Origin of the sequence: Microbacterium sp. Y-01, assembly GCF_003856715.1 — a bacterium.
Classification (GTDB): Bacteria; Actinomycetota; Actinomycetes; order Actinomycetales; family Microbacteriaceae; genus Microbacterium; species Microbacterium algeriense.
The window spans coordinates 2,777,800-2,800,581 of sequence record NZ_CP024170.1; the positions used below are offsets into that span (position 1 = coordinate 2,777,800).

Here is a 22,782-nt window from a genome sequence, read left to right on the forward strand (position 1 = left end):
GTGGGGGGTCGGCACCGTCCGGGGTGCTGGCGGTTATTCGTCCACGGTGGGGGCGAGGTCGTCGGCGCTGGTGATGAGGCGGGCGATGCCCGCTTGGATGAGGAGGTGGCATCCTGTGCTGGTGGTGCTCGTGATCGGGCCGGGCACTGCTCCCACCGTGCGCGCGAGGCGGTGCGCGGTGTGCGCGACCTGGGGTGCGCCCGAGCGTGCTCCGGCCTCTACGATCACGGTTGCAGCGGCGAGCGCTGCGAGGATGCGGGTGCGTGCAACGAACCGGGAGCGGGTCGGTGCAAGACTCGGCGGGGTCTCGGTGAGCACGAGGCCGTGCTCGGTGACCTGATGTAGCAGGCCGGTGTTGCCTGCCGGGTAGGGGCGGTCGATGCCGGATGCGAGGACGACGATGGGGTGCCCGGATGCGGCGAGGGTTGCGCGCGTGGCGGCGGCGTCGATCCCGTACGCGCCTCCGGTGACGATGCTGTGCCCGGTTCGGGTGAGGTCGTGGGCGAGTTCGGCGGCGATGTGGTCGCCGTAGCTCGTGGCGGCTCTGGCTCCGGTGATCGTCACGGCACGAGCGGGGGTGTCGGTGAGGAGGTCGAGGTCTCCGGATGTCCAGAGGGCGACGGGTCGTTCCGGGCCGAGGTCGTCGAGCCCTGCCGGCCATTCCGGGTCGGTGGGGATGAGTACCCGGTGTGTGCCGTCTGCGGCGCTGTCGAGGGCGTCGATGACGGTCCGCTCAGCGATGGCGGGCGGGAGGGTGTCGAGGGTGTGCTGGACCACGGCGGGGCCGTTGGTGCCGGTGAGGTGAACGGCGGGCGTGTTCGGTTCGCCGGGGGTAGTCAGGCAGGCCAGCGCGATGCGTGCGTAGCGTTCCTGCTGGTCGGGGTCGGCGGTGATGCGGTCGAGAATCTTGGTGCTCATGATGTCTGCTCGTGTGAGGTCGTGAAACGGAAAGAGGGGGTGGGGCCGGTCACCGGCGATGCGATGACCGGCCCCTGTGGTTGTTGACGGCAGGTCAGGCCGCGTCCGCGACCTCGGCCCCGGCGTCGGTCGAGGCGTCCTCGTCCGTGTCGCTTGCCTCGGGGGCGTCGACGTCGTCCGTGCCGTTCTCCTCGCCGGTGTCGGCCTCCGGCTCCTCGTCGCTCGTCTCCTCGGCATCCGTTTCCTCGACGGGGGTCTCGTCGTCGGGGGTGTCCTCGGCGCGGGTGGCGCTGTCGGGGTCGGTGATGAGGGTTTCGACGTCGGAGAGGGTGTATCCCCATGCGGCGAGCTGGTCGATGTACTGGCGGGTGGACTCGTTGGGGTTGCGCCAGCTGTTCTTGTCGGTTGCCGCTTCCAGAGCGCCGAGTGCGACGGCGAGCAGTGCGTGTCCGGCCTTGGTCGGGGTGGCCTGGGTCATCGCGGCGATGGGGTGCGGCTGTCCGTAGCGGCGCTGGCCGTCGAGGTTGAGGAGGGTCGCGGCCATGTCGTGCCCGTCGTTTGCGGCGCGGGCCACCTCGTAACGGTTGTCTGCGATCACGGTTGCCGCGAATGCGAGTGCCTGGGAGGGCAGGCGCTTGCGTCCGAGCAGCTTGGTCACCCATGCGCGGCGCACCTTCTCCGCGCTGACCCATGCCTTGTTGTTCGCGACGACGCGGCGGCGTTCGGCCTTCTCCTCCTCGGTCATCGCCCCGGATCGGGTGGGGGGCTGGTTGTGCCGGATGGAGGTGAGGCCGTGCTCACGCCAGTTGACGACGACGTGCGCGATGTCGATGCTCCCCCACCGCTCCCCGATAGCGACGGCGTGCCCGTCCTTGCCCGCGTAGTTTTCCTCGGTGACGCGCTCGCCGTCGGCGGTGAGGAGGTCGTGGAAGAACGCCACGTCCTGGTCGCCCCATGCCGGGTAGTCCACGACGGTGTATCCGTCTGCTTCGTACTGGGCGCGCAGGGCCGCGATTTCCTCCTTGGTGGCCTTGTCGTCCAGGTGTCGCTGGGCGTAGTGGTCGAACGATTCCGGGTCGTGTGCGGCGATGCTGGTGAGTTCGGCCAGCGTCTCGGGGTCGTCCTCGAACTCGGTGAGGATGAGTGCCTGGTCGAGGGTGAGGGCGTGCTGGGTGACGGCGGTCTTGGCGATGTCGCTTTCGGCGACGGCGAGGCCGGTCTTGACGATGGTGCGCTTGGTGCCGGTCTGCTTGGCGATCGCGGTGACGCTCATCCCGTCCAGCGCCAACTGCCGCCAGGCCTCGGCCCGGTCGGTGTCGGTGAGTCCTGCGCGGTGTTCATTGGTGATGTACTGCTGGATGATGCGGATGCGCTTCTCGTCGGAGGCGTCCACGACGTAGACGGGCACGTCCTCGGCGTCGGCTTCGCGGGCGGCGAGGGTGCGGCGCTGGCCGTCGCGGACGATGATGTTCCCGTTCTGGTCGGGGTGGGCGAGGATGGGCACGATCACGCCGTGGAGCTTGATCGAGTTGACGAACGCCCGGTCGAGGTCGACCTGTGAACGGATGTTGTCCTCCACGACGAGGGTGTGCGGGCTGATCCGGCGAACCTCCGGCCCCTGCATGGCCTCCTCGGCGGGGGTGAGGTCTGCGGCGTGGGTCGGGGTGGTGTCGATGATGGTCATGGCTTTCGGTTCCTTTCCTGAATCCCGGAGGGCCGTCACACCGGGTGGTGTGGCTGTTCCCTCCCTGCCATTGCCTTTCGGCACATGCCGAGAAAAGGGGCCAGGAATGAATGCGCAAGGCCGAAGAGTCAAAAAATCTCCTCCCCCCACACCAGGGGAAGGAGATCGACTATCGGGGAGAATTTTTGCGTGCCTTGCGCAGAAGGGAATGGTCCCGCACAATCAAGCAGCCGAAAGGCAATCCGCAGGATTGCCCAACCAGTGCTGCCACCGCGTCAGCGGTGACCGCCTGACTTTCCGCGCAGAAGCGGCGGCAGCGTCAGCCCGCAACTCGGGAGGAATCTGGACACGCGACGGCGAACAGGATGAGCGACGCAGAGTAGCAGGAGGGGGCTGGCGGCTCGGGAGTGGCGGGCACCCGGGATGGTTGCTCGCGGGACAGTAGCAGGTTCCCGAGGTCACCACCAGTACGGACTTGTGGGGTGTGACGCGCGCACCTGTCCTCACGAATAGCCGATCCAAGCGTGGTCGGTGTGGACGTGAAGGCGGTGGTCTGGGTGGCCCGAATGAGACGTTCGCCGGCCGAGGTGCAGGCGGCGCGTGAAGCCAAGCTCGACGAGATGGCGGAGAAGCTCGAGACGGCGGTTGCGGGGCTGACGACGGGTGAGGATTGGAAGAGGGCGATCGAGTTCGCTGCTCGGTTCAGATCTCGGAGTTTTCGGAACACGCTGCTGATCTACGCTCAGCATGCTGACGCATACGAGCAGGGGCGAGTGTCGACGCCGGTGCCGACGTACGTGGCGGGGTTCAACCAGTGGAAACAACTTGACCGGTCGGTGGACAAGGGCCAGTCCGGGTACATGGTCTACGCCCCGGTGATGGGGCGATTCGCGTCAAAAGATCCCTCCGATCCGATGTCGTGGCGCAGACTGCAAGCTCGGGAGAAGCCGGCCTCGGGCGAGGTGGTGCGTTCGAAGATCGTCAACGTGAAGCCTGCGTACGTGTGGGATGTGACGCAGACCAGCGGGTCGGAGATCCCGGAGCGGCCGATGCCGCGGCTGCTGGAGAGAGAGGCGCCGGCCGGGCTGTGGGCGGGGCTCGCCGCCCAGGTCGCGACGGAGGGATTCGAGTTGCAGGACGCGGTGGATGCGATTTCCATCTGGGGAGCGAATGGCGTGACGATTTACGACACGAAGGTTGTCGCAGTTCGCGCGGACATGGACGATGCAGCGCGGGTGAAGACGCTGGCGCACGAGCTCGGGCACGTCCGCATGCACGACCCGGCTGAGGCCGTCACCCATCATCGAGGCATCCGAGAGGTGGAAGCGGAGTCGGTGGCGATGATGATCGGCGCGGCGCACGGCATGGACACCAGCGACTACACGATCCCCTACGTCGCGACGTGGGCGCAGTCGGTGGCGGACAAGGAACCGGTAGACGTGGTGCGCGAGACCGGCGAGCGGGTGCGTCGCGTGGCACTGGACATCCTCGACAAGCTGCCGGATGCGGGCATCGGCGATGGGTACCCGCCTGGGCTTGACCGCACCGGCCCCGACGCTGAACGGGAGACGTCGCGGGCCCGGGCGGTGGAGTTGGGTACGGCGACTCCGGTGCGCACGACGGCGACGGTCGACGTCTCCGTGCCGGCGCTGTGACGGGTATGCCGCAGCGTCGGATGGGTGCCTGGGTCGTCGGTGCGTCGATCGTCGGCACGGTGCTGCTGGGAGTCGGCGCGTTCTGGCTATCGTTCACCGCGCTCGCGGACCTCGCGTCCCGCGCGGGCACCGCGGTGGGGCTCGCGTGGGTATGGCCGTTGATCGTGGACGGGGTAATCGTCATCGCGACGATGTCGGTGGTCGCCTTGTCACCGTATGGGCGGGCGGCGACCCGGTATCCATGGCTGCTGTTGGCCGGGGCGGCGCTGGTGTCGATCACGGCGAACATCACGCACGCGCTGGTCGCCGCCGACGACACCGTGCCCGGCATAGTGGCGGCACTCGTGGCATCGGTGCCACCGATCGTACTGCTTGCGGCAACGCACTTGACCGTGGAGCTGGGCCGCTACCGCCGCGCCGTGCCGACCGTCGGTGAGGATGCCGATGTCGTCCCGGCCACGACCCTGGTGCCGGAAGGGAGGTTGGAGCGTACGCCGGTTCGTGCGTTGGCGTCCGGAACAGTGAGCACAGCAGTCACAGCTGAAGACACGCACACGGCATCATCTACGCCGAGCCGGGCGCCCGCGGATACGGGCGGGCTTGAAGAGGCGATCCGATTGAGCAAGCGGGGTCTGTCGAACCGACAGATCGCGCTCGAGCTCGGTGTCCATCCGACGACCGTCGGACGGTGGCTGAAATCAGTCGCGAAGCGGCCCGAAACCACAGTGGAGAAAGAGAAGGAATCATGAACACGGGTGACGACGAGCGGTACATCCCGCTGAAGCAGGATGGCAGGGATTCGGTAGTGACTGTGGCGTCGGAACGAACGGCGGGGCCGGAGCATGTGGAGACGGCGCAAATGGATTCGGACGCGCTGGCTCGCTTGTCGGACCCGGCGTTGGCGGCGCGTCGGGAGCGCATCGCCGCTCAGGTGAAGGATCGTTCGCGGCTGACGTGGATGCCCGCATCGGAACTGATGCGACACAGCAGCCAACGTGTCGCGGACGCGCTCAGTCGCGGGCAGGAGAGACTGCACCGGGTTGTGCGGGACGCCACGGTGGCCGGTACAAGGAAGGTGGCGCAGGCCGTCGGCGAGCGGGTACGAGGGCTGGGCGCGCCCCGCCCCGTCATCGGGCGACCGCAGCAGAGCGAAGCTGTGGTGACTCGTCAGGGCATCTGAGCGGCACCGCGTCGGAGACCTATGTCTTGTGCGCTGGGTAGCGAAGAGCCGGTCGGTAGTGTGCGCTTAAACGCGATGGATGGAGCCGTGGTCGCCGGCGCAGCCACGCTCATCGCCGTCGATGTGGCCGACAACAAGCTCGAGAAGGCCAAGCTATTCTGGGCCACGCACACCATCAATTCGACCATCACCGATCCGGTCGCCGAGGTGCAGCGGATCACTGGACGCGGTGCGGTTGGCGCGTTCGATCTCGTCGGAATCCCCGCCGTCACCCAGGAGGTCGTGGACATAGCTCGCCCGGGTGAAGGCCTATGCTGTACCGGCATCCTGGACCCCACCGCTACAGTGCCGATCCTCATCGGCGCAGGAAAGTGCTTCCGGGACGTCGACATGGGCTCTACAACGCCCAAGCATGACATCCCGCTTCACGCAAACCTGTACCTGCAGGGCCGCTTCCGACTCGACGAGCTGATCTCGAAGGAAGTCGCTGTGGATGAAATCGACGCCGGTTGCGACGCGCTGCACGACCCCGCGGTCACCCGCGTGGTGATCACAGGCGGACTCGGCTGAGATCCATTCCTCAAAAGACGAGCAATGGCGACCGACTAATGAGGATTAGTCACACCCACCCAATGGCCCGGGCGCCGTGTTCGGCTAATGTCAAGCGGTCAACGGTCGCCGGGAAGGTGGCGGAGGTGTCCGATGGCTTCGTCGAGGAGGTCTGCGACATGGTCGTCGAACAGCGCATAGTGAATGCGCCGTCCGTCACGATCGCCGCGGACCACGCTGAGATTCCGGAGAAGCCGTAGGTGGTTGGAGAGCGTCGTCTGTCCGATGCCGAGCTGCATGCCGAGGTCGGTCACCGTGCTGGGGTGGATGCGCAGCACGGTCAGGATGCGGAGCCGGACTGGTGATGCCAGCGCCCGCATGATCTCAGCTAGCCGCTCGGCATCGCCCGCTGACAGCGGAGCGGACGCTGGTTCCACCGAACTGCTCATAGGTGGGTTCCTCTCTCATGAGCACGATTATCATTCACATACATCACAATATCATGTTCTTGTGATGTATTGTCGAGGTATGGCTACCTCGTCTGCCCCGAAATCTACCGCCGTCATAGAGGAGCACGCGCACGGCTCCGCTCGATGGGAGCTGTGGTTCGCCATCGTGGCGGGCATCACCTACGCCGCGGGGATGATCGCAGAGTATGCGGTCGGCTTGCCGCTCATGGGTCTGCCCTTGGTCCTGTTCATCGCCACCTACTTCTTCGGAGGTTTCTTCACCGTGCGTACGGCGGTCTCGTCGACGCTGCGGGGCAAGTTCGAGGTCGACTTCCTCATGATCGTCGCCGCAATCGGCGCCGCGCTGATCGGGAAGTGGGCGGAGGGCGCGGTGCTGCTGTTCCTCTTCAGCCTCGGCCACGCTCTCGAGGAATACGCGATGAGCCGCGCCAGCAAGTCGATCGAAGCGCTGGCTGCGCTCGCGCCACGGACTGCCTTGATACGCCGCGGAGACGACGATCCCGTCGAGGTTCCCGTGGAGCAGATCGTGGTGGGTGATGTCGTGGTGGTGCGCCCGAACTCGAGGATCCCGTCGGACGGGTTCGTGATCGCCGGGATCTCGGCGGTCGATCAGTCTGCGGTCACCGGTGAGTCGATGCCCATCGAGAAGGAGCCGGTCGCGGATTGCGAGCGGGCGATGCGCACCGTCGATACCCTTCCGGCCTCGAATCGCGTGTTCGCCGGCACGGTGAACGGCTCCGGGGTGCTCGAGGTCGTGGTGTCGGCGACGGCCGCGGACTCGACGCTGAGCAAGGTCGTCGAGCTGGTCCGCACGGCCGACCAGGCTGCGTCACCGACGCAGCAGTTCATCAACCGCTTCCAGCGGTGGTACGTGCCCGCGGTGATCCTGGGCGTGGCCGCCACCCTGATGGTCGCGATGTCCGTGTTCTCGCAGCCGTTCACGGATGCCTTCTACCTCGCGATGACCGTCCTCGTGGCCGCGAGCCCGTGCGCCCTGGCCATCGCGACGCCGGCGGCCGTTCTCGCGGGAGTCGCCCGAGCGGCGCGCGCCGGCGTGCTGGTCAAGGGCGGCGCTCCGCTGGAGACCCTGGGGCGCGTCAGGGCGATGGCCTTCGACAAGACCGGCACCCTCACCTGGGGCAACCCGCAGGTGACGTCGGTCACTCCCGTGGACGGCGTGGACGGGAGCCTCCTCGTCCCCACCCTGGTCGCCGTGGAGTCTCTCAGCGATCACCCGCTCGCAGCAGCGATCGTCCGTGACCTCGCGGATCAGGTGTCCGAGGCGGAGCGTGTTGAGGCGTCGGACCTCAACGCCGTCGTCGGCCGCGGTGTACGCGCCACGGTCGACGGAGAGATCGTCGAGGTCGGCAACCTGCGGATGTTCGACGAGCGGGGCCTCGCCCTTCCCTCGTCAGTCGAGAGCGCTTACACGGAGGCGCGCGACTCCGGCCAGACGTTGATGATCGTCCGGCGCGGTGATCGGTTCCTGGGGGTCGTCGGCGTGATGGACACCTCTCGCGCCGAGTCCGCGCAGGTACTCCGCGTGTTGCGAAGCGCGAACGTCGGCCAGCTCGTGATGATCTCCGGCGACAACCAGCGCGTCGCGGATGCCGTCGGCCGCGAGGTCGGCGTCGACACCGCCATCGGTGAGCTGCTGCCGGAGGACAAGGTGGCGCACATCACGCGCCTCGCCGAAACACATCGCCCCATCGCGATGGTCGGCGACGGCGTGAACGACGCGCCCGCGATGGCCCGCGCAGACATCGGCATCGCGATGGGAGCTGCCGGGTCCACCGTCGCACTGGAGACCTGTGACATCGCTCTCATGAGCGACGACCTGGGACGCGTCCCGTTCGCCGTGCGTCTGAGCCGTGCGACCAGCCGGATCATCCGTCAGAACCTCATCGCGAGTCTCGCGATCGTCGTTCTCCTGGTGATCGCCACCTTCATCGGGCTGAACATCGGCGCGGTCGTGCTCATCCATGAGGGCTCGACACTCATCGTCGTGGCCAACGCGCTTCGACTCCTCGGCTTCGAGCGTGGTAAGGAGCACGCCGGCATCGATCACGAAGACCGCCCCTCGCGTTGATCCTCATGGAACGAGTCATGACGTGATCGATGCCGGGTCGAGTAGCTGACAGAATGCTCATGGAGATCGGATGGTGGATGGGCGCACTGGCGTTGCCCACTGCTCTCCTGGTAATCATCTTTCTCATCGCAATAGGAGCTCCCCAACGGCCGGAGGAGGAACAATCACCTTCTCTCGCCGAGGAATGGGAGGACGCGACATACCGATTTCGAAAGATCGGCGCGTGGGTGCGTAGCCGCTGGCGAGGAAACTCTAAGTAGACCACTTGCGTTACTCGCAACCGGTCAAGAGCTACGCGCTCGCCCTCTCACCGCCGCAGCAGGTCTACTCAACGGAAAACGCACTGTCCGTATTGACATCACGCAATCTCGCTCCCCCGCCGCTGCGCGGCAGCAGAGAACTGCCCCGGGCTGCTCATCGTGGGCACCGGTGAGGCCCTCACTCCGGCGCGACGCATCTATCTCAGCGCTGTGGGGACCTCAGCGCTGTGGGGACGTCTCGCAAGTATCCGCGGACGGGTCTCCGCGGCTCAGACGCTGCCGAAGAACTTCTTCATCCGTGGCACGCGGCGGATGAGCAGCTGGTCGAGTGCGAGGATGACGATGAGGGACAGGCCGAACAGGGGCAGGAAGATGCCGAGGCCGATCATGACGATCACGAGGAGCCAGTTTCCCCAGACGGGCAGTTTCGCGCGGGGTGCGGCCATGCCGGATGCGGTGCCGCGCCGGGTCCACCACATGATGGGTGCGGAGATGCACATGAACATCACGGCGAGGCAGAACAGGGTGGACAGGATCGTGTTGACCAGGCCGAGGCGGCGTCCCTCGTGGACGGCGATGCCCTGTGAGACGACCTGGGCGGTGATGCTGTAGTCGTCGTACCCGTAGGTGCCGACGATCTCTCCGCTGTACTGGTCGATGTGGATGGTGCGTTCGAGGCTGACCTCGGATTCGGCGGGGTTGCCGTTGTCGTTCCACTGGCTGGACATGACGCTGAACACGCCGGTGTCGCCGTCGGGGTAGATGATCGAGTAAGGCTCGGGGGCTCCCTCGGCCTGTGCCGCGGCGACGGCGTCGTCGATGGAGATCGGTGTCGTGCCGGTGCTCGTGCTGGTGCCGGTCGGGCCGTTGCCGATGGCCCAGCCCGCTTCGGCGTTGGTGCCGCTGGTGTCCTCGATGAGCTCGTCGATCGTGGACTCCGCCCCGGGGTCTTCTCCCCAGAGTGAGACGCCGTTGCCGGACGCGACCTGCTGCGCGACCGAGCCCCACACGCCGGTCCAGGGCAGGCCGGAGACGACGAGCATCAGAATACCCAGGCCTACGGGCAGTCCGACGATCGCGTGCCATCCGCGCAGCCGCGCACCCTTGGCACCTTTCGCCTGCGCGGCTTTGCGAGGTCGGCGGCCCAGGAAGAAGATGATGAAGCCCGTGATGGTGAGCACGATCGCCCAGCTGCCGCCGAGCTCGACGATGCGATCGCCGATGCCCTCCTCACCGATCAACAGGTCGCCGTGGATACGCTCCGCCCAGTCGGAGATCAACTGATCCGCGGTGAGTTCCCCGGTCACCGTCGCCGTGTACGGGTCGACGTAGACGTTCGCGTTGACCCCGTCCGCGCGTTGGGTAACGAACACCGTCGCCCGGTCGCCGGTCTGGTCGATAACGGAGAGGATGGGCCTGTCGGGGAACGCGTCGCGGACGGCGTTTTCCTGCGCGGACAGCTCCTGTCTCTCTGCTCCCTCGGGAGCCGTCACTGTGAGGACGCCTGGGTGGGTGAAGGCGTCGACTTCGGCGCGGAACATGTAGGTCATGCCGGTCACTGCGAGGACGAACAGAACCGGGATGACGATCAGGGAGCCGTAGAAGTGCCAGCGCCAGAACGCGCCGTACCAGTTCGTCTTGCGTCGTCGCGGTGCCGGCGCAGCATGGGGCGACGTGCCGGCGGTGTCGGTCTGGACAGCGGTCATCGGGAGGCCTCTCGGGACAGCAAGCGAATTAGCTCTACATATTGTAGTAGTAACATGGTGGTGTGATTGCATCGCCCTGGGACCTCATCCTCACCGTCGTCTTCCTCGCCACCGGCCTCATCTGCCTCGGTGACCTCATCGCGCGGCGTATCGGGCGTCCCGCGGATGCTGAGGGCTTGGCGGATGAAGAGCTGATCGATATCAACCATGCGGTGATGAGCGCGGCGATGATCCTGATGACCTGGGTGACGGTGCTCGACGCGGTGACGTGGGCGCAGATCGCCTTGTTCTCGATCTTCGCCCTCGCGCTCCCGCCCGCGCTCGCCCGCGCCCATGGGTTCCCGCATCGGGTGGAGCTGGTCGGGCATGTCGTGCTGAACGCGGCGATGATCTGGATGCTCGCCGCGATGCCGCTTCTGATGGCCGGTACGGCCTCGGGCGGCGACGGAGGGTCCGCGCACGCGGGGCACCACGGCGGCGGTGACGAGATGGGGCTGATGGCGACGCCCGTCTGGGCTGACGTCGTCAACGCGGCATTCATCGTCGCCTGTGCCCTGGGGGCTGCGTGGTGGCTGTACCGTGCGGCCGTGGCGCGGGGTCATCGGATGCACGCCCTGTGCCATGCCCTGATGGCGGCCGGCATGGCGGCGATGCTCTGGCTGATGAACCTCTGACCCCTCGCCGCATGATCCTCGTCGTCACACGTCCAGTTCGAGCACGGCGCTGAGTGACCGGGAGCAGCACACGTTGATGTGGGAGTTGCGGGCGTGCTCCTCGGGGCTCTGCGTATCGTCGCGATGGTCCGGGATGCCGGAGATGACACGGGTCACGCAGGAGCCACAGTAGCCCTGTCCGCACGAGCGATAGGTCTCGTACCCGTGCCGCTCCAGGACGTCCGCAATCGACTCATCGGGCGCGACGCTCATCTCCTGGCCCGTAGATGCAGCGATGACCGTGAATGGTGCGGAGCCCTCCGGCTCGGGTGGTGCCATGGGCGCGAAGCGCTCGCTGTGAAACTGCTCCGGCCCCCAGCCCGCATCGCTCGCACGCTCGCGCGCGAGCGCCACGAAAGCCTCCGGCCCGCAGGCATACACCGCCCCGCCTTCAACGGGCTGGTGGAGGAGCCTGGGAGCAGAGGTGCGGAACGAGTCACCCCGGCTGCTGTCGTGCACGAACACGCGGTCCCGGTAGGCCCCGGATTCGAGGTGCTCGCGCAGGGGAAGGGCATTCGGGGAGCGCGTGTAAGCGTGGAACTCGAAAGCGGCGCCAGTCCGGTGAAGGCGAGCGGCCATCGACACCAGCGGAGTCACGCCCACACCCGCCGACAAGAGAAGGACGCCACCATCCGGCTGCCTGAGCGGAAACGTGTTGCGCGGGGAGGAGATCGTCAGGGTGTCGCCCTCGCGGACGCGATCATGGACCGCGATGGAACCGCCACGCCCGCCATCCTCCCGCTGCACGCAGATCATATAGGCACCATCGTTTCGACCGACGTCGACGAGCGAATACTGCCGGATGAGCCCGGGAGCGATGTGCAGATCGATATGGGCACCCGCCTCGAACAGCTCCAGAACGGCACCCTCGGCATCCCGCAACTCCAGCAGCACAGCACGGTCGGAGACGGGCTCCCTCCCTACCACTCGGACACGGCGCCGCGGCAACGACGCGGATACCGATGGCGAAGACGTGGCGGGCTACTTTGCCTCGGAGCGACGAGACCGGAAGAGAGATAGGGCCACGCACAAAGGTCCTCACTGTCGATGCGGAACAGAACACCGCGATTCTACGACATCATGTAGATTTACTCGCAGGTAGACTGGGCGTCGGAGGTGCGAGATGGCGGGTGAGCGGACGCGGGAGCGCGGGGAACTCGAGGGCGAGGTCATGCGCATCCTCTGGGAGGCATCCGAGCCGTTGAGTGCCCGCGATATCCAGACAGTGTTCACCGGTCACGTCCCGGCCTACACGACGTTGATGACCGCTCTCGAACGACTGCAGAAGAAGGGCGATGTCGTCCGCTCCGGAGACTCCCCACGGAAAGTCCGCTTCCACGCGGCGCGCAGCGGCGACGAGCATGTCGGCCGGTCGATGATGACCGCCCTGGACGGCGCCGGCGACCGGCAGGCTGCGCTGTTGCAGTTCGCCGGCAACCTCGCCGAGGACGACCTCGACCTGCTTCGCAGCGCGATCACCGGCAAGCCCTCCCGCAAGCGCAGGTGATCCATTGATCGCCACCGGCTCCTTCCTCACCGCAGCAGCGCTGATCCTCCTGCTCGCGCCCCTCGTGCTGACCGCCGGACACTGGCAGGTGCGCTACCCGCGCACCGCACTGTCCCTGTGGTTCAGTGCCCTCTTCGCCGGAATCGGGTGCGCGGTAGCCTCCGCCACGACAGCGCTGATGTGCTGCGTCGAGGTCGGAGAGACACATGCGCCTGCGGAGGGCCTGCTCTTGACGATCGCGGGCTGGTTGAGCCTGGGAGTGCTCGCCGCCGTCATCGCCTTCGTCTCCGCGACCGCGGAACCCCTCGCCGACTCATGGCGGGAAGCCGTCGGACGCTTCGCGCCGGTCGCCGTATCCCGCGAGAACTCGAATGGGGTCACCCTCGTGTGGTTCGAGTCCGAGGAGCCGGTCGCATGTGCCGTTCCGTCCGGGGAACCGGAGATCTTCCTCTCCACTGCCCTCAAGGATCTGCTCAGCGGCCCGCAGCTTCGGGCGGTGATCGAACACGAGCGCGCCCATCTGCGTCAGCATCACGGGTGGGCGGTGCGGATCGCTGAGATCAACGCGCTCTGCCTCCCTCGCCGGTTCCCGGCCGGGCGCGCCTTGAAGCGGGCCACGCTGCTGCTGATCGAGCTCATCGCAGACGATGCCGCCGCCCGTCGCGCCGGTGCCGTCCATCTCGCGAACGCCCTGGCGACGATGGGGCGCACCACAGGCGATCCCGGGCTCGAGCTTCGCGCGGACCGGCTCACCCTCCGGCGCTGGAAGACGCCACGCCGCAGACGCGGCACAGCTGTCGCGCGCGCCTGACCCGTCCTCCCAGCCGCTCTCATCTACGACACGATGTAGAGTTAAGGGAGTGGTCCGGCGTCAAGAGGAGTGGTCATGTCCGAGTTCGAGTTCTGGGTGAACGGGATGACCTGCGAGCACTGCGAGCGCGCGGTCACCGCTGAGCTCTCCGCGCTCCCCGGCATCGTCGATGTCCAGGTCGACGCCGCCTCGGGCCGTGTCCGTCTGGGCCACGAGACAACCCTTGATCTGGATGCGGTGGAGTCGGCCGTCGAGGACGCCGGCTACACGGTGCGGTCCTGGCCCCAAGCGACGAATGCCTGACACCGACACCGCCGCTCCCGCCGCAGCACCCGCGACCGCTGCGGACCCCCGCGCCCGCAGACCTTTGATCGCGGTGGCCGCGCTCCTGATCAGCGCGGCCGTCGTCGTACTGATCTTCTTCCCGGTCCTCGTGGCGGTCGCTCTCGGGCAGGAACCGTATGAGCGGATCTTCGTCGGGTATCCCGGCGTCGATGTGGCTGTGATCACCACGATCCTGCTCTCCGTCGCCCAGCTCGCCACGCTGATCACCAGCGGCGCGCTCGTGCATCTGTTGTTCTTGCGCGATGCCCCGGCCCGCAGGGCGCGATATCTCCCAGAAGGATTCGAGATCTCGGTGTTGCGTGTCGCCTCCGGTGCATGGTCTGTGTGCGCCGGCGCGCTGATCGTCTTCGAGGCTCTCGACGCCAACGGCACCCCGCTCGTGCGGCTGACCGTCGCTCGGGCATTGCCGTTCTTGTGGGAAGCGAGCGATGCGCCGAAGGCCTGGACGATCAGTTTCCTGGCGGCTTTGATCGTCTTCTTCGCCTCCTTCTTCGCAGACCGGTGGACCGGGCTCCTCATCCCGTTGTGGGCAACTGCGATCGCTGTGCTCGCTCCCGTCGTCACCGGGCAAGTGCTCGTCGGGCCCGATCATGACTTCGGCAGCGACGCCGCCATCTTCCAAACCATCGCCGTGAACACCTTCTTCGGAGCGATCGTGGTCGCCGTCTTGCGTGTCCTTTCCGGCCGGCTTGTCCCACCCGCAACCCTACGGCGACTGTTCCAGATCGGGGCCATCGCACTCCCCGTCATCGTGGGCACAGACATCATCATCGCGGTGTTCAAGCTCGCCGGCGGCCCCATCACCGCCTCGCTGACCGGGTGGCTGATCCTCGCCGGCTTCGCCTGCCTGATCGTCCTCGCAGTGACATTCGTTGCCGCCGCGGTTCTTGCCCAGCGAGGACGGCTGCGCGCGAGACACCTGTCCATACTGCTTTCCCTGGGCGCTGTGACGGTAGCGGGATGGACCGGGGTCGGAGTGGCGATGACACGGCAGCCACCGCCGCAATACTTCGTACCGACGAGCATCGAGCAGGTCTTCATGGGCTTCGAGGTCCCTGACGCGCCGACACTCACGGTGCTGTTCGGGCAGTGGCGTCCGAACCTCCTGTTCCTCGGCATCGCCGCAGCAGCGATCACCGTCTACCTGGTCGCCGTACGCGCGCTGCACCGCCGGGGAGACCGGTGGCCTCTCGGTCGGACGGCCGCGTGGATCGGCGGGTGGACGGTGGTGGTCGTCGCCACCAGTTCCGGGTTCGGGAAGTACTCGGCCCCGGATTTCGGGGTGCACATGATCGTGCACATGTCGCTGAACATGCTCGCCCCCGGTCTCCTCGTCCTCGGCGGCGTCGTCACGCTGCTGTTGCGCGCGACCCGTTCGGACCGGAACAAGCCCGCGGGCCTGCACGACTGGATCACGTGGGTGCTGCACTGGCGGGTGCTGCAGTTCCTCTACAACCCGCTGATCGTCTTCATTGTCTTCATCGGCTCCTACTACGGCCTGTACCTGACCGGCATCTTCGGTGACTATATGCGGTTCCACTGGGCGCATCAGCTGATGAACGTGCACTTCCTCATCGTCGGCTACCTGTACTACAGCCTGATCATCGGCGTCGATCGTCCGCCGCGGCCCCTGCCGCACATCGGCAAGCTTGGCTACGTGCTGGCGGCGATGCCGTTCCACGCGTTCTTCGGGGTGATCCTAATGACCAGCCCCAGCATCATCGCCGAGGACTTCTACTTGCGCCTCGCCCTACCCTGGGCGGACCTACAGGCCCAGCAGTACCTCGGCGGCGGCGTCGCATGGGCGGGCGGGGAGATCCCGCTGATGATCGTCATCGTCGCACTGGGCATCCAATGGAGCAGACAAGATGCCCGGGATGCGCGGCGCAAGGACCGGCACATCGACACCGGCCGCGACGACGAATACGACGCCTACAACCAGATGCTCCAACGCCTCGCCGACCGCGACGCGACCCGCCCCGGCCCCCGACCTACCGTCCAAGAGGACACCCACTCATGACGACCACGGACACCACCACACCGGCAACTCTCACCCCGGTGGAGCTCGACATCTCTGGGATGACCTGCGCCGCCTGTGCAGGACGCGTCGAACGAGCGTTGAACAAGCTCGACGGGGTGACAGCGAGCGTCAACTACGCCACCGAACGCGCCATCGTCAGCGGCCTCTCCGATGCTGAGGTGGACACGGCGATCCGTCAGGTCGAGAACGCAGGATACGGTGCGCACCTGCGCGACGGCAGCGACGACGCCTGGTCTGCGCGCGCCACCGAGGTGCGGATCTCCTCCCTGCGCCGCCGCCTGGCGGTCTCCGCACTTCTCACGGTCCCTCTCATGGACATCACCATCGTTCTCGCCCTCGTCCCCGGGTGGCGTTTCCCCGGCTGGGAGTGGGTGTGCGTGCTGATGGCGCTCCCGATCGTGACCTGGGCGGCGTGGCCGTTCCACCGGGCCACGCTCCGCAACCTCCGCCACGGCGCGGTCAGCATGGACACCCTCGTCTCCCTCGGAATCGCCGCCTCGTTCGGGTGGGCGATCCTGACCCTACTGCTCGGGTTCGGCACCACCGAAGCCGCCGGCTACTGGCTCGGCTTCGGCGTGACACCCGCAGGCGCCGACTCCATCTATCTCGACGTCGCCGCCGGTATGACGACCTTCCAGCTCGCCGGCCGCTACTTCGAAACCCGTTCCCGCCGTAAAGCCGGCGACGTGCTCGGGGCCCTCAACGCCCTCGCCGCCACCCACGTCCGGATCCTGCGCGATGGCGTCGAGACGATCGAGCCCGCCACGGCACTGCGGATCGGCGACACTTTCGTCGTTCTCCCCGGGGAGACCATCCCCGCCGACGGAACCGTCCGAACGGGCACGGCCGCTGTCGACGCGAGCATGATGACCGGAGAACCGGTCCCCGCCCCCGTCAGCCCGGGAGTCTCAGTGACCGGGGGCACGATCAGCACCGACGGGCGCCTGGAAGTGACCACGACCTCGGTCGGCGCGAACACGCAACTGGCGCAGATGGCGGCCCTCACCGAACAGGCGCAAGCCCGCAAGGCCCGCGTGCAGAACCTCGTCGACCGCATCGTCACCTGGTTCGTGCCCGCCGTCATCACCCTCGCCGTGATCGTCACCATCGTCTGGACGCTCACCGGAACCCCGTTCGCGCAGGCATTCGGCATCGGGATCAGCGTCCTCATCATCGCCTGTCCCTGCGCACTCGGGCTCGCGACCCCCACCGCGCTCATGGTCGGCATCGGGAGGGCTGCGACCCTCGGCATCCTCATCAAAGGCCACGACGCCCTCGAAGCCTCCGGCGCCATCACCACCGTCGTCCTCGACAAGACCGGCACCCTCACCACCGGCCGCATGACCGTCGAGACCGCGACCGCCTTCGGAATCCCCGAGCACGAGCTCTGGCGCCTCGCCGCCTCCGTCGAACAGGGCTCCGAGCATGCGATCGCGCGCGCCATTCAGGACGCCGCCCGCGCCCACATCACTGACCTGCACTCCTTGGAAGACTTCACCGCGCTCCCCGGTCTCGGTGCCACCGCTCGCATCGCCGGCAGCACCCTCCTCGTCGGCAACGCCGACCTCCTGCGCGAGCACGGTATCGACCTCACCCCCGCGGCTGCCGCGCTCGCGGACGCCTACGAGAAGGGGCACACCGTCGCTCTCGTCGCCCGCGATGGGAACCTGATCGGGCTGCTCGCCCTGGCCGACACCATCAAACCCGGCGCGGCCGACGCCATCAGTGCTCTCCACGCGCAGCACCTCACCACCGTTCTCCTCACCGGGGACAGCCCCGCCGCAGGCGCCCGCATCGCCGCCGCGCTCGGCATCGAGCGCGTTCACGCCGGCGTTGCCCCCGCGCAGAAGGCCGACGTCGTCCGCGAGCTCCAGGCGGCAGAGGAGAGGGTCGCGATGGTCGGGGATGGCATCAATGACGCTGTCGCCCTCGCGACCGCTGACCTCGGGCTCGCGCTCGTCTCGGGCACCGACATCGCTCTCAAGGCCGCCGACATCATCCTCGTCCGCGACGACCTCCACGTCATCCCCGACGCGATCACGATCTCTCGGAAGACTCTCCGCACCATCCGCACGAATCTCGGATGGGCCTTCGGGTACAACATCGCCGCGATCCCCATCGCCGCAGCCGGCCTTCTCAACCCCCTCATCGCCGCAGCCGCGATGTCACTGTCCTCCGTACTCGTCGTCTACAACAGCCTCCGCATCCAACGCGTCCGCAGCACAAAGACTGGGTCTGTCGGGACTGTCTGATTTCGTTGTTTCTGGATCGGCCTGACCGATGTGGGCCAAACGTGTATCGGCCTGACTTCCGTTCCGTTGTTCAAGTAAGAACGGAAAACGACGGATCGGAAGTACTCTGTCGAGGTTCGTGCGCAGACGCTGAGAATGCTCGATGAGGCCAAGCCGCAGCATCCGAACCACATGACCGCGACCCATTACGTCGCTGGCCTGCTCGGTATGAGCCCGGAGCTGCTGCGGGTATGGCGTCGCCACCGCGAGGTCGGCTGCGTGTCGAGCTGCTAGTGCCGGAGACCGTCCAGGCTGCATGCGGAGAAATACGGCGTCTACGGGCGGCAGAAGACCGAACGACTCATGTGTCTTGCCGGGGCGCGCGGGGTCGGCAGGTCCAAGCGGGTTCACGACACGCTCCGACAAGACCGCGGAACTGCTTGCGGACCTCACCGACCGCAGGTTCATCGCTGACGTTCCACGCCGACTCTGGGTCTACGACGTGACGAACTCGAACCCCGGGGCGGAGCCGACATGGACGTGGTCTCCGCGGCGGAGTTAGGTTTCCTGTCGGCGTCTGGCATATGCGGGTCAGAGTGGCGCGGCGCACGGGCGGGAGCTCTCGGTGCAGGGCTGCGGGGGTTAGCGTCGTTCTCGGGACGGTAGGAAGAGCAGGGGGATCATCCAGGCCAGGGTGATGCACAGTAGCCCGCCGATGAAGACGAGCGCTTGTCCGGTGGGTGCGGAGAATGCGGCACCGAGGAGCCAGATTCCGAACAGCAGCAACCCCGTGGTGAGGGCGAAGGTGAAGGCGGTCTTCATCGCAGGTCCAATCGGTGCAGCGGATTAAGTAGGGATATGAATATTCATAATATGATGGATTCATCAATCGGGAGGTGTGGTTGTGGCAGACACGTGGGATGCGCAGCGTCCGTTGTATGAGGTAAAGGCGAACCTGTTCAAGGGGCTATCACATCCGGTGCGAGTGCGCGTGCTGGAGGTTCTGTGCTCACAGCCGGAGACATCGGTGTCGGAGTTGCTGGCGGACACGGGGTTAGAAGCGTCGCACCTGTCGCAGCACCTGTCTGTGCTCCGCAAACACCATCTCGTTGCTGCCGAACGCCGGGGAAGCCTGGTGTTCTACCGGGTGGCGCACCCGCAGGTCGTGGATCTTCTCAGCGCAGCTCGGGCCTTGCTGACCGAGGTGCTGCACACGGCGCAACAGCAGCTCGTGTCCGCTGCGTCCCTTCCCGATATCTCACGCCCTGGTGTGGCGTGAGACGTCCGGGCCTGCTGATGGCGCGAGGGCTGACCGGGTTGTGGCCGCGGCGGGCAGACTACCGGGAGGTCCCGCGCTCGTGGCGGCGGGACCTACTCGCCGGGGTGACCGTCGGGGTCGTGGCATTGCCCCTAGCGTTGGCGTTCGGAGTATCCTCGGGCGCCGGTGCCGCTTCCGGGTTGGTGACAGCGATCATCGCCGGAGTGATCGCGGCTGTCTTCGGTGGATCGAACGTGCAGGTCTCCGGTCCCACAGGTGCGATGGTCGTCGTCCTCGGCCCAGTGATCGCTGCCCACGGGCTCACCGTCCTGCCTGTGGTGTGTGTGATGGCCGGGGCTATCGTGCTCCTCGCGGGCATATTGCGCCTGGGAAACGCGGTGACGTTCATCCCGTGGCCTGTCATCGAGGGATTCACGTTGGGGATCGCGGTCATCATCTTTTTGCAGCAGGTCCCCGCCGCTCTCGGCGTCCCCGCAGGTCCCAGCAGCAACGCCGCCGTCGCCGCTGTCGAAGCCGCGGGCACGGTGGATCTGACCACAATGTGGTGGTCGCTCGTCGTCGCCGGTATGGTCGCGGCCATCATGTTGCTGGCTCCGAAACTGCACCGGGCACTTCCCGGCTCCATCATTGCGATCATCGTGGTCACCGCGCTGGTCGTGGTGTTCCAGGTTCCGGTGCCATCGATCGGGAAGCTCCCGGCATCGCTGCCTGCCCCGGTCCTCCCGGCCGGGGACCCTACGACATTGCTGGCGCTGGTGGGGCCGGCGTGTACGATCGCGGCTCTCGCGGCGATCGAATCGCTCCTGTCCGCTCGGGTCGCCGCATCGATCGCCGACACCGGTCCCTACGATGCGGACCGGGAACTCGTCGGGCAGGGCCTCGCGTCTATCGGGTCCGGGCTGTTCGGGGGTATGCCTGCAACCGGGGCGATCGCGCGCACGGCGGTGAACATCCGCTCCGGTGGCCGCACCCGCGTCGCGGCCATCGTCCACTCTCTGATCCTGCTGCTCGTCGTCTACGCCGCGAGCACTATCGTCTCTACTATCCCGCTGGCTGCGTTGTCCGGGGTGCTGATGGTCACCGCGACCCGGATGATCTCCCTCACCACGGTCCGCACAATCCTCCGCTCCACTCGCTCCGACGCGATCGTATTCGTGGTCACCGCAGTGATCACCGTGAGCGTGGACCTCATCTACGCCGTTGGGATCGGTATCCTCGTCGCCGCATTCTTCGCCCTGCGTCGCCTTGCGAACTCCGCAGGTGTGCACCGCGAAGAGCTCCCCCCGCCAGCCGAGCCCGGAGATGAAAGTATTGCCCTGTTCCGCCTCGACGGGGCCCTGTTCTTCGGTGCGGCCGAACGCATCGTCGACCGCATTGGCACCATCCAGAACGTGACCGTCGTAATCCTGCGTCTATCCGGCCTGCAGATCCTCGACGCCACCGGCGCGCAAGTCCTCACCGAACTCGTCCATACCCTCGAACGCCGCGGCATCACCGTCCTCATCAAAGGTATCCCCCCCGAACACCTGCAACTCGCCACCCGAGTCGGCGTGATCGCGTCCCTCCGCCACCACAACCACCTCTACACCGACTTGGACCCCGCGATCGCCCACGCCCGCAGCCACATCCACAGGGCGACGACGTCAGACGCGAACCTGACGAACGGGCATCAGAACGGAGCATCGGACACATGGCCCCCGCTCAGATGAGCAACCTGCACTCCTGGAGAGTCCTCGCCTACACCGACGAGCACGCCCGCTCTGTGCATGCGGCGATACTCGCCCTCCTCCCCGCCAAGACTAGTGAACAGCACAACCCGTGGAACACGGCCATGCTCGAAGCCGGCTTCGCCCCCGTCACCACCACGAACATCGCCGACATTGCACGCACCGCCCCCGCGATCCCGGCGATGGTCGCGCGGATCGACCTCACCACCGATTACGGGGCCGTGCTCCACGCGACCGTCGCCGACGCCACACGGACTATCCACGTCCACCGCGCTACAGACCCCCACGACCCAGACACCTTCGCCCTCCGCCGCCTCATCGCCAGGTCCGGCCGCGTCCTCCTCCTCACCGGAACGGACCTCAACGTCAACGAACACACCTGGAACATCAGCCCCCTCACGGACGTCGCCCTCGCCGACACGCTCACCGCCGGATGGATCACCGCCCACACCTGAAGACCCGGCTCCGCACGAGCCGCGGGCATGCGGCTCCCCGGACCAAGTCGACGAGAACTACTAACATCAAGGACCGCATCCCGCCGGTCGGGGCACCCGCAGGGAACGCCCAGACCAGCCTCTCCGCCACAACCCGTTCCGCGCGCCTGAATTCTGTCCCGCTGCGACCAGGCCCCCTACATATTCACCTCGCTCGGACAAGCGGTGCCCGGAAACGAGACACGTTCTAGCTCTCATTCCGTCTTCGGGAGAGGCTGGCGAGGTATTCGTTGTAGGAGTCGAGCTCGGCGTCCTCTGCACTCTGCCGTTGTCGCGAAGTACGCACGTCCCGGGCACGCCAGCGGGAGAGGCAGACGATGAGCACCACGAACATCGGCAGCTCCGCGTAGGTCCATACGAGCGTCCCGGCGATCGCCTGGTCGATGACGGGGTCATGGGTACCGGTAGGGGCTGCGTATGCGCCGAACAACGGAGTACTGGTGCGGAGCAGGATCAGGCCGAACACGGCGTGGATCTGGATCTCGACGGCGATGTCGACGAATCGTGCGGCGAAGGAGGGCACCCGCGGTAGCGGGTCGGATGACCAGAGCGGCGTCGCCGAGACGACACCGAGAACGAGGATGACGAAGAGCAGGGCGTCGTGGCCGAAGGGGATGCGCATCACGACACTGATGGCATCGGTGAGATAAAGGGCTGGGTACAGCAGTATCGCGGTTACGATGGCGACCAAGGGGTGAAGCGCGGCGCTCCAGAACGGCGAGCGGAGTCCGGCGTGTGCGGCGCGGAGCACGAGGCGTCCGAGGCCGGCGTGCGGTGTGCTGCGCAGGAGCAGCCGCCCTGGTGACCCGGCGATCAGGAGGGGCGGGACGACGGTGAGCAGGGTGATCTGCTGGAACACGAGAGCTGTGATGGACTCCATCGCGAGGCGGTTCACTCCGAAGGTCGCGACGGCGAAGATCAGGGCGCACCCGATCAGAAACGATGCCGTGCGGGCAATTGCCCAGCGGCGGCCGTGCCGCCACATCCAGATCGCTCCTCGCAGGTACAGCGCCGCGAGTAGCAGTGCGGCGATGGCGACGGGCGAGCCCGTGAGAGGCTCGAACACGACCCACTGGTCGATCGGCGGCATGGCGGAATTCCCTTCATCGAGGCGATCATGCGT

Annotated in this window: 21 protein-coding genes; 14 read left to right on the plus strand and 7 right to left on the minus strand. The window is 66.8% G+C overall.

What is annotated here, in order from left to right:
• Nucleotides 1–33: 33 nt before the first annotated feature.
• Together CSX12_RS13200 and CSX12_RS13205 are read right to left on the minus strand one after the other, a co-directional pair.
• Nucleotides 34–918 carry a DNA-processing protein DprA gene (locus CSX12_RS13200; protein WP_124896094.1) on the minus strand — a complete coding sequence of 295 codons (885 nt, stop codon included), beginning with the start codon at nt 916–918 and terminating at the stop codon, nt 34–36.
• A 94-nt stretch (nt 919–1,012) separates the two neighbouring features.
• Nucleotides 1,013–2,602: a ParB N-terminal domain-containing protein gene (locus CSX12_RS13205; protein WP_124896095.1), complete on the minus strand. Its 1,590-nt coding sequence runs from the start codon at nt 2,600–2,602 to the stop codon at nt 1,013–1,015.
• Nucleotides 2,603–3,168: 566 nt separating this feature from the next.
• Here CSX12_RS13205 and CSX12_RS13210 point away from each other — a divergent pair.
• The 4 genes from CSX12_RS13210 (at nt 3,169) to CSX12_RS13225 (ending at nt 6,007) form a co-directional block, all read left to right on the plus strand.
• Complete coding sequence (locus CSX12_RS13210) at nt 3,169–4,257, plus strand: ArdC-like ssDNA-binding domain-containing protein (RefSeq protein ID WP_124896911.1); 1,089 nt, start codon at nt 3,169–3,171, stop codon at nt 4,255–4,257.
• A 20-nt stretch (nt 4,258–4,277) separates the two neighbouring features.
• Nucleotides 4,278–5,006, plus strand: a complete 729-nt coding sequence (locus CSX12_RS13215) for a DUF2637 domain-containing protein (RefSeq protein WP_124896096.1) — start codon at nt 4,278–4,280, stop codon at nt 5,004–5,006.
• Nucleotides 5,003–5,437 (plus strand): hypothetical protein, encoded by a 435-nt coding sequence (locus tag CSX12_RS13220; protein ID WP_124896097.1) that lies wholly within the window; start codon nt 5,003–5,005, stop codon nt 5,435–5,437. Before CSX12_RS13215 ends, CSX12_RS13220 begins: the two co-directional genes overlap by 4 nt.
• Before the next feature lie 75 nt (nt 5,438–5,512).
• Nucleotides 5,513–6,007 (plus strand): zinc-binding dehydrogenase, encoded by a 495-nt coding sequence (locus CSX12_RS13225; RefSeq protein WP_164479586.1) that lies wholly within the window; start codon nt 5,513–5,515, stop codon nt 6,005–6,007.
• A gap of 98 nt (nt 6,008–6,105) precedes the next feature.
• On the opposite strand, the gene CSX12_RS13230 is transcribed toward CSX12_RS13225, so the two are convergent.
• Nucleotides 6,106–6,435 carry a metalloregulator ArsR/SmtB family transcription factor gene (locus tag CSX12_RS13230; protein ID WP_124896099.1) on the minus strand — a complete coding sequence of 110 codons (330 nt, stop codon included), beginning with the start codon at nt 6,433–6,435 and terminating at the stop codon, nt 6,106–6,108.
• 79 nt (nt 6,436–6,514) lie between these two features.
• Here CSX12_RS13230 and CSX12_RS13235 point away from each other — a divergent pair, with 79 nt between their 5' ends.
• Nucleotides 6,515–8,545, plus strand: a complete 2,031-nt coding sequence (locus tag CSX12_RS13235) for a heavy metal translocating P-type ATPase (RefSeq protein ID WP_206427093.1) — start codon at nt 6,515–6,517, stop codon at nt 8,543–8,545.
• Nucleotides 8,546–9,074: 529 nt separating this feature from the next.
• Here CSX12_RS13235 and CSX12_RS13240 read toward each other — a convergent pair.
• Nucleotides 9,075–10,511, minus strand: coding sequence for a PepSY domain-containing protein (locus tag CSX12_RS13240; RefSeq protein ID WP_164479587.1), 1,437 nt, complete (start codon nt 10,509–10,511; stop codon nt 9,075–9,077).
• A gap of 62 nt (nt 10,512–10,573) precedes the next feature.
• Between CSX12_RS13240 and CSX12_RS13245 the strand changes: the two genes are divergently transcribed.
• Nucleotides 10,574–11,185 (plus strand): DUF5134 domain-containing protein, encoded by a 612-nt coding sequence (locus tag CSX12_RS13245; protein ID WP_124896101.1) that lies wholly within the window; start codon nt 10,574–10,576, stop codon nt 11,183–11,185.
• A 24-nt stretch (nt 11,186–11,209) separates the two neighbouring features.
• On the opposite strand, the gene CSX12_RS13250 is transcribed toward CSX12_RS13245, so the two are convergent.
• The gene (locus CSX12_RS13250; RefSeq protein ID WP_124896102.1) at nt 11,210–12,118 is read right to left on the minus strand and encodes a PDR/VanB family oxidoreductase; all 909 of its coding nucleotides are present in this window, start codon (nt 12,116–12,118) and stop codon (nt 11,210–11,212) included.
• Nucleotides 12,119–12,347: 229 nt separating this feature from the next.
• On the opposite strand from CSX12_RS13250, the gene CSX12_RS13255 reads away from it, so the two are divergent.
• The 5 genes from CSX12_RS13255 (at nt 12,348) to CSX12_RS13275 (ending at nt 18,180) form a co-directional block, all read left to right on the plus strand.
• Complete coding sequence (locus tag CSX12_RS13255) at nt 12,348–12,731, plus strand: BlaI/MecI/CopY family transcriptional regulator (protein WP_124896103.1); 384 nt, start codon at nt 12,348–12,350, stop codon at nt 12,729–12,731.
• Nucleotides 12,732–12,735: 4 nt separating this feature from the next.
• The gene (locus tag CSX12_RS13260; RefSeq protein ID WP_124896104.1) at nt 12,736–13,542 is read left to right on the plus strand and encodes a M56 family metallopeptidase; all 807 of its coding nucleotides are present in this window, start codon (nt 12,736–12,738) and stop codon (nt 13,540–13,542) included.
• 75 nt (nt 13,543–13,617) lie between these two features.
• The gene (locus CSX12_RS13265) at nt 13,618–13,845 is read left to right on the plus strand and encodes a heavy-metal-associated domain-containing protein (protein WP_124896105.1); all 228 of its coding nucleotides are present in this window, start codon (nt 13,618–13,620) and stop codon (nt 13,843–13,845) included.
• 199 nt (nt 13,846–14,044) lie between these two features.
• The gene (locus CSX12_RS13270) at nt 14,045–15,907 is read left to right on the plus strand and encodes a cytochrome c oxidase assembly protein (protein ID WP_206427094.1); all 1,863 of its coding nucleotides are present in this window, start codon (nt 14,045–14,047) and stop codon (nt 15,905–15,907) included.
• On the plus strand, nt 15,904–18,180 hold the full coding sequence (locus tag CSX12_RS13275; RefSeq protein ID WP_124896107.1) for a heavy metal translocating P-type ATPase: 2,277 nt from the start codon (nt 15,904–15,906) through the stop codon (nt 18,178–18,180). Before CSX12_RS13270 ends, CSX12_RS13275 begins: the two co-directional genes overlap by 4 nt.
• A gap of 621 nt (nt 18,181–18,801) precedes the next feature.
• Here the strand turns inward: CSX12_RS13275 and CSX12_RS13280 are convergent.
• Complete coding sequence (locus tag CSX12_RS13280; RefSeq protein WP_124896108.1) at nt 18,802–18,981, minus strand: hypothetical protein; 180 nt, start codon at nt 18,979–18,981, stop codon at nt 18,802–18,804.
• 82 nt (nt 18,982–19,063) lie between these two features.
• On the opposite strand from CSX12_RS13280, the gene CSX12_RS13285 reads away from it, so the two are divergent.
• Genes CSX12_RS13285 through CSX12_RS13295 form a run of 3 tightly spaced genes read left to right on the plus strand, consistent with a single transcriptional unit; the run spans nt 19,064 to nt 21,620 of the window.
• Entirely contained in the window at nt 19,064–19,438 is a 375-nt protein-coding gene (locus CSX12_RS13285) for a metalloregulator ArsR/SmtB family transcription factor (protein ID WP_124896109.1), read from the plus strand.
• A gap of 17 nt (nt 19,439–19,455) precedes the next feature.
• Entirely contained in the window at nt 19,456–21,147 is a 1,692-nt protein-coding gene (locus CSX12_RS13290; protein WP_124896913.1) for a SulP family inorganic anion transporter, read from the plus strand.
• A complete protein-coding gene (locus tag CSX12_RS13295; RefSeq protein WP_124896110.1) occupies nt 21,129–21,620 on the plus strand; it encodes a hypothetical protein in 492 nt (163 codons plus the stop codon). Before CSX12_RS13290 ends, CSX12_RS13295 begins: the two co-directional genes overlap by 19 nt.
• 226 nt (nt 21,621–21,846) lie before the next feature.
• Here CSX12_RS13295 and CSX12_RS13300 read toward each other — a convergent pair whose 3' ends face one another.
• Entirely contained in the window at nt 21,847–22,749 is a 903-nt protein-coding gene (locus tag CSX12_RS13300; protein WP_124896111.1) for a cytochrome c oxidase assembly protein, read from the minus strand.
• Between the last annotated feature and the right edge of the window lie 33 nt (nt 22,750–22,782).

What these genes read in the sequence shown, in the direction of transcription:
- CSX12_RS13200 (WP_124896094.1), bottom strand. Translation starts at nt 918, where the DNA reads ATGAGCACCAAGATTCTCGACCGCATCACCGCCGACCCCGACCAGCAG.
- CSX12_RS13205 (WP_124896095.1), bottom strand. Translation starts at nt 2,602, where the DNA reads ATGACCATCATCGACACCACCCCGACCCACGCCGCAGACCTCACCCCC.
- CSX12_RS13210 (WP_124896911.1), top strand. Translation starts at nt 3,169, where the DNA reads ATGAGACGTTCGCCGGCCGAGGTGCAGGCGGCGCGTGAAGCCAAGCTC.
- CSX12_RS13215 (WP_124896096.1), top strand. Translation starts at nt 4,278, where the DNA reads ATGGGTGCCTGGGTCGTCGGTGCGTCGATCGTCGGCACGGTGCTGCTG.
- CSX12_RS13220 (WP_124896097.1), top strand. Translation starts at nt 5,003, where the DNA reads ATGAACACGGGTGACGACGAGCGGTACATCCCGCTGAAGCAGGATGGC.
- CSX12_RS13225 (WP_164479586.1), top strand. Translation starts at nt 5,513, where the DNA reads ATGGATGGAGCCGTGGTCGCCGGCGCAGCCACGCTCATCGCCGTCGAT.
- CSX12_RS13230 (WP_124896099.1), bottom strand. Translation starts at nt 6,435, where the DNA reads ATGAGCAGTTCGGTGGAACCAGCGTCCGCTCCGCTGTCAGCGGGCGAT.
- CSX12_RS13235 (WP_206427093.1), top strand. Translation starts at nt 6,515, where the DNA reads ATGGCTACCTCGTCTGCCCCGAAATCTACCGCCGTCATAGAGGAGCAC.
- CSX12_RS13240 (WP_164479587.1), bottom strand. Translation starts at nt 10,511, where the DNA reads ATGACCGCTGTCCAGACCGACACCGCCGGCACGTCGCCCCATGCTGCG.
- CSX12_RS13255 (WP_124896103.1), top strand. Translation starts at nt 12,348, where the DNA reads ATGGCGGGTGAGCGGACGCGGGAGCGCGGGGAACTCGAGGGCGAGGTC.
- CSX12_RS13265 (WP_124896105.1), top strand. Translation starts at nt 13,618, where the DNA reads ATGTCCGAGTTCGAGTTCTGGGTGAACGGGATGACCTGCGAGCACTGC.
- CSX12_RS13275 (WP_124896107.1), top strand. Translation starts at nt 15,904, where the DNA reads ATGACGACCACGGACACCACCACACCGGCAACTCTCACCCCGGTGGAG.
- CSX12_RS13280 (WP_124896108.1), bottom strand. Translation starts at nt 18,981, where the DNA reads ATGAAGACCGCCTTCACCTTCGCCCTCACCACGGGGTTGCTGCTGTTC.
- CSX12_RS13290 (WP_124896913.1), top strand. Translation starts at nt 19,456, where the DNA reads ATGGCGCGAGGGCTGACCGGGTTGTGGCCGCGGCGGGCAGACTACCGG.
- CSX12_RS13295 (WP_124896110.1), top strand. Translation starts at nt 21,129, where the DNA reads ATGGCCCCCGCTCAGATGAGCAACCTGCACTCCTGGAGAGTCCTCGCC.
- CSX12_RS13300 (WP_124896111.1), bottom strand. Translation starts at nt 22,749, where the DNA reads ATGCCGCCGATCGACCAGTGGGTCGTGTTCGAGCCTCTCACGGGCTCG.